This window comes from Bartonella sp. AP1QHHD, assembly GCF_042196265.1.
GTDB lineage: Bacteria > Pseudomonadota > Alphaproteobacteria > Rhizobiales > Rhizobiaceae > Bartonella.
Genome location: NZ_JBHIPW010000035.1, coordinates 1 through 5,427, shown reverse-complemented (window position 1 = coordinate 5,427; position 5,427 = coordinate 1). Strand labels below are relative to the sequence as shown.

General features: G+C 36.7%; 2 protein-coding genes and 1 pseudogene. All 3 read right to left on the bottom strand.

All coding sequences use genetic code 11. The annotated features are described in order from the left end of the window. On the bottom strand, positions 1-1,589 hold a 1,589-nt coding region (locus ACFIME_RS03670), incomplete at its 3' end, for a pertactin-like passenger domain-containing protein (RefSeq protein ID WP_375662171.1). 283 nt (positions 1,590-1,872) lie between these two features. Continuing rightward, positions 1,873-2,107, bottom strand: a pseudogene (locus tag ACFIME_RS03665) (integrase); the annotation flags it as partial. Between the two features lie 314 nt (positions 2,108-2,421). After that, positions 2,422-4,986, bottom strand: a complete 2,565-nt coding sequence (bafA, locus tag ACFIME_RS03660) for a BafA family autotransporter (protein WP_375684513.1) — start codon at positions 4,984-4,986, stop codon at positions 2,422-2,424. Between the last annotated feature and the right edge of the window lie 441 nt (positions 4,987-5,427).

Sequence of the window (5,427 nt, the reverse complement as noted above, 5' to 3'; positions counted from 1 at the left end):
GGACGCACAATCATTTGATCGGCTAAAGAGTGAGAAGAGGTTGAAACAGCAGTTTGTTGTTTTTCATCAGAAAGAGGATGAAGACCTGATGGAGGTAACGCTACAAGAGTCTGATTTTCTTGAGAGGGAGATACAGAAACACTAGAGACATTCTGTGCCCCTCTTAAATGACGTGGAGGTCGTGGTTTAGCTGGTTGCTTTATAGTAGGTTTACGAGAGCCTGTATTTTTTCCTCTAGAAGAAGCACCTTGATCAGATAATGCAAGAGGAATCTTCGTTTTCTTGTTTACACACTGTATTTCAGTATTCGAACGTGTCGTACCTTCAGAGGCTGAACTTAAATACCAAATTGTAGAATAACCACTAGCATCAGCACATCTTTCTCTCTTTCGTAAAACATACTGATAGGCTCCACCATCAACAGCTGTAATGTCCTTACCGGAAAGATCTTCCAGAGTAAAATTAGCGCCTCCAACTTTATCAGTAACTAAATTAATCCCTGTGACCAAACTATTCTGTTGTGAGAGAGGACCTGTAATTTCACGACCAGAATCTGCAACGCTTATTTTGTGATTACCTGAACCTTCATCAATCGACAAGTAATCACTTGAATTCCCCGTAGCACTAATATTGAATCGAAAATGTAAATCCCCTGAAAGTTTCTTAACATGAAGTGAAATATGTCGTGGATCATACGGTATAGAAGTAAAAATAACAGTCCCTCCGTGCCCCCCTAAATCTTCAATTTCAATCTGAGGTTTTTCTCCCATATTCCGTTCACCAACCTCAAATATTGTTTCATCCACTCTGTCCTTCATAGGAATTTTTTTCTTAATCGTATGATTTGTCCTATCACCAGCGAATAAATAAAGTTCTCCGTGATCATTGATCCTTACTTCTCCAAGGACATCTTGTATACCAACATGGAACCACGATTTAGCAAAGTTGTTAATAGTCAGACCATCCACAAACCCTTCAGGATATACAACTTGAATAGCATGATCTTTCAAATTAGTAGCATAAGATTCTCCTAACGCTAAAACGTGTTGTCTCCCATTCCCAGAAACCTGAGCATACATTGATTTCCCTCCCTCTTTTCTTTGTCCTGCATAAAGATTTTGTTCTCCGTTATCTCCCACTTTCGTATACCAAACCCACGCTCCATCATACACATTCTGCTGTCCAACTGTTCCACCATCCCCAGTAACTGTGGAATTATATGCACTACTTTTTCTCTCCACGCTTGTAAGATCAATATATGGCTCTTCATGAATAAACTGCTGACCTCCCAAAATTTTGGCGTTCATTGCAATTCCTGCTCGTGTAACTATTTGTATCCCTCCTTTTTTAATAGTAGAACCTACAGAAGTTTTTCCATTTTCAACAAGCTCTATATCACCATATTCAATCGTAATATTATTTTTGAAAAAACTAGCAATCTGTTCTAATTTTTTTTCTTCCTCTTCTCTATTTACCACATGTATTGCTCTTGTTAGCACTCTATTCCTACTCTCAACTACACTTGCAGATTGCACAAGACAACTACTGATCATCAATACTGAAAAACTTAATTTGTATTTATACCGCATTATCCACACTCCACTCTCAATTATTTAGAAAAATACCCCGCGGCTACATAGGTAGCTCGTTTTAGATTGTATCATAATGTGTTTTATTTATGTCTAAATACAATTTTTTAGTGTATTTTTTTAATTTAAACAACTTTAAGTTGTTTGTCTATAAACCACTAAAAAGCTCTAACTTAAGGCAGAAAAATTGAATAAAATTCAAAGTGTTTACTTAAATTCAAGGAATAATTTGCATATCTGGAATTATAGATGAAAAAAATGCTCGTGCCCTTTAATGGCGCCCCCCTTCACGTAAAACAAAACGCCATTGGGTTGTACATTCACGCACTTGTTTTAAAGAGACATCTTTCAATGCACTCAAGCCCATTTCGCGACGTCATCCATGAATAATGGTATATCGGTAAAGCCATTGCCCCCCAATCTTTACGCTTATGAAGAAGCGGGCCGGTATCATCATACACTTTGCCATCCCAATGTTGTGACAGCCCTTGACACTAGAGACGATTCATCAGAGACATTTTTACTTCTTTTTTGTATAGTTTTTATACACACCTTCATCCCGCTTGCGATGTGCCAAGCGAATAATTTTGATTGATTCAACATAAACAGATTTGGAATGAGAGAATCCTATGATTTTCGCGACTCTCATTCAACATGCATAGAAATGAATTATTATTATAAATTCAGTATGTTGCCTTTAAAAGAGAGAGTATAAAGACATTTCTACTATTTGAGAAAGTCCTTACACTCTCGAGAAGACATAGCCGAACGTTATCTGTTTAAGTTTGCAAAACAATTACATTTGTAAAGTTAATCAGCCATGCACACATATTTAGAAACTATAGCGTAATCCTAAAATACCTTGAAGAGCATTCTTAATCTTATGTCCTTTTAGATAATGTGCTTCCGCATAAAGTGTTAGTTTATCATTGACCGAACCGTTTAAACCAATTCCCAATTTACCCGCACTGCCTGACAAATCTGTAATAAATTTATACTGGTTATTAATTGTCGTATAATTATTATTTATATTCTCACGCAACCAAGCTGCCATAATGTAAGCTGTTAATGAAGTTTCTGAACTCACAAAAAATTCATGTCCTGCAGTCAATCCAACTTCACTGCGGAATGAAGTTAATGGGCTTAGATCACCTATCATTCCATTGGAAAGTTTTATTCTTTTACCTTCAACCTGCAAACCTGTTAGCTTGATATAAGGCTGCATCCAAGTATTCTGTGCCGGTTCAAAATAACAACCAATCTCAAATGATCCACCTATCGCCCACTGATTGTAATGACTTTGAATGGCTAAACCATTCGTTGATATGGCTTTCAAATTATCTCGGTAATAATTATATTTCAAAACACCATCCATATACCATCCGCGATGATCAAAATAAGTTGCGTAAGTTCCAATGCTATAAGAGCTCAGATCACTATTACCACCTCGTGCATGAGAAATACGTGCTTGATCATAACTACCGAAACCACCAACATACAACTCTCCATGCCTTAATTCACTTAACTGATCAGCACCAAAGACTAAACCTGTCTGCCCAAGCTTAAAGTGTGTATGGCCTGTCGCAACACGTTCTCTGCTCTTAATCCCATAAGTCCATAGTTCGATATCTTTCTTATTTCTGTCCCAAATTTTTCTACCATTCCGTATAATTTGCAACTCATTATTAAAAATAAGTCCAGGAACTACGGACAACGTTAATACTGCATCTGTAGAGGGTGTCGTTGTTGTTTCACCAGGAACAAAAGGATTTTCCGGATCTGGAATAGAGGTTTCTGGTCCACTGAGGCGATCTGCAGATAAAAACCAAACTTTTCCATTTTCATCCTTTCTTTCTTTCAAATCATACATATAAGTTCCACCATCAATGGCGTTAATTTTGTCACCCTTAAGATCTGTCAGTGTAAAATGTGCTCCACCACTTTGATCCATAATTAAATCACGCTTATTTGAAAAAGGATCCGTGATTTCAACTCCAGAATCAGCAACACTTATCGTATGATTCCCAGCACCTTTCTCAACCAAGAGATAATCACCACGGTTATGGGCAATCGTAGTATTGAACGCGAAATGTAAATTTCCTGAAAGATTATTCACATGAAGCTGAGAATAATATGGATCAGAACCTGTAAACGAAAAAATAACACTCCCTTCACCACTTAATTTTTGTATCAAAGAACTTTTTCCATCAAACTCATCAGTAATAGAGTACAGTTTTGTATCTTTTCCATTTAAAATAATATCTTCTACTATGGTATGATGTTGATCATTCCCAGCATAAAGATGGATCTGCCCAGAATGATTTAACTGTGTCTTTCCTTCTAATGTTGCCCCAGCATGCACCCATGATTTTGTTTGATCATTCATTGTTAGATTTTTTACAGATCCATCAGTATATATTTCCTGAATAGCACTCTCATTTAAAATAACTCCAATAGCCTGACCGCCTTTTAAGATACGTTGTTTACCACCGCCAAAAACTTCTGTGTCAAATGCAAAACCACCATTTTTTGCACTTTGAGACTTTTGTCCAACCTCTTGGACACCCCCTTGCATAACTTTCGTATTCCAAACTTTTCCGCCATCATATACTTTTTGTTGGCCTAGTGTTTCATCTTGACCATAAATGATAGTATGAGAAGCACTACTTCCTTTAACCTCTCCTCCAACATCCCCCTCCCCGAAAACAAGTTGCTCACCACCATAAATTTTAGTCCCCTCTACTTTTCCTCCATTTCCAACACTTTGTTGTCCACCTTCTTTAACGACAGCATTTTTCGAAAAGCCTTGTTTTCCCTTTAAAGCCTCAACATTTTCAATTCCGCCATGTTCAATTTTACTATCCTCACTGAGTCCTCCTGCATACACATAAAGCTCTGCACCATTCCTTACTGTGTTATTAATGGATCGCCCTGGGCTATCAATCTCACCATCATTTGAAATGTATGCTTTACCTTCATTATCAAGGATATAATTTTCTAACAGTGCCCCATCTTTAATGGAAATAAGTTCAGGTTTTTTAAGAATTTTAGTATTGTGTTCTTGTACATTATTTTCAACATTTTCACGATGACTGCTGTCAAGCTCCTGTTGACCCACAAACACTCTAGCGCCCTTATCCTCAGTAAAATCGCTAGGCTTTTTTAAAAAGTCTAATTCATTACGCGCCCTTATAATAACATCATTAGATGCTCCAAGTATGCATCTTCCCGTTTTCATATCCTCATTGTATTGATCCTGAAATATTTTGCCATTTTCATAACTTGAAGATTGACAAAAAAGCGGTATCCCCCTCTCATTTGCAGCAGCAGCCTGCACAAAACAGCTGCTCAACATGAGTATCCAACAATGTCGTTTCCATTTATATTGTAGAGCCATATCCTCCCCCCTTTCACGCCTGCATAGACACTGAACGTAATTAGCTCTACAAAACATATTTTCAACCTTAGATTGCAATAATCCTTCTTAAAAATCCCCCTTATCTCATAAAAAACCGTTCTTTATAGTTTTTAAATACTTTTTTGATCAAGAATATAAGGGCGTTTTTATAGTGCTTCTTTAGCATTTCCTCAGAATTTTCTTATCAAAAAAAAGTAATGCATAATCAAGTATATAAGGGAATACAGTTTATCATGAACAACGAAGCTGCGTGCTCTGAAAAATTGTTCTCTGATGCTGCATTAAAAACTTAAAAAAACTAATCATACATTTAAAGATAACTAAAAAATAACCACATAATTAGAAACTATAGCGTACACCTAAAATACCCTGAAGGGACTGTTTTGTTTTACGCCCTTTAATATAATGTGCCTCACCATA

Bases quoted from the DNA above. Each gene is read 5' to 3' on its own strand.
- bafA (WP_375684513.1), bottom strand. From the start codon at position 4,986: ATGGCTCTACAATATAAATGGAAACGACATTGTTGGATACTCATGTTG.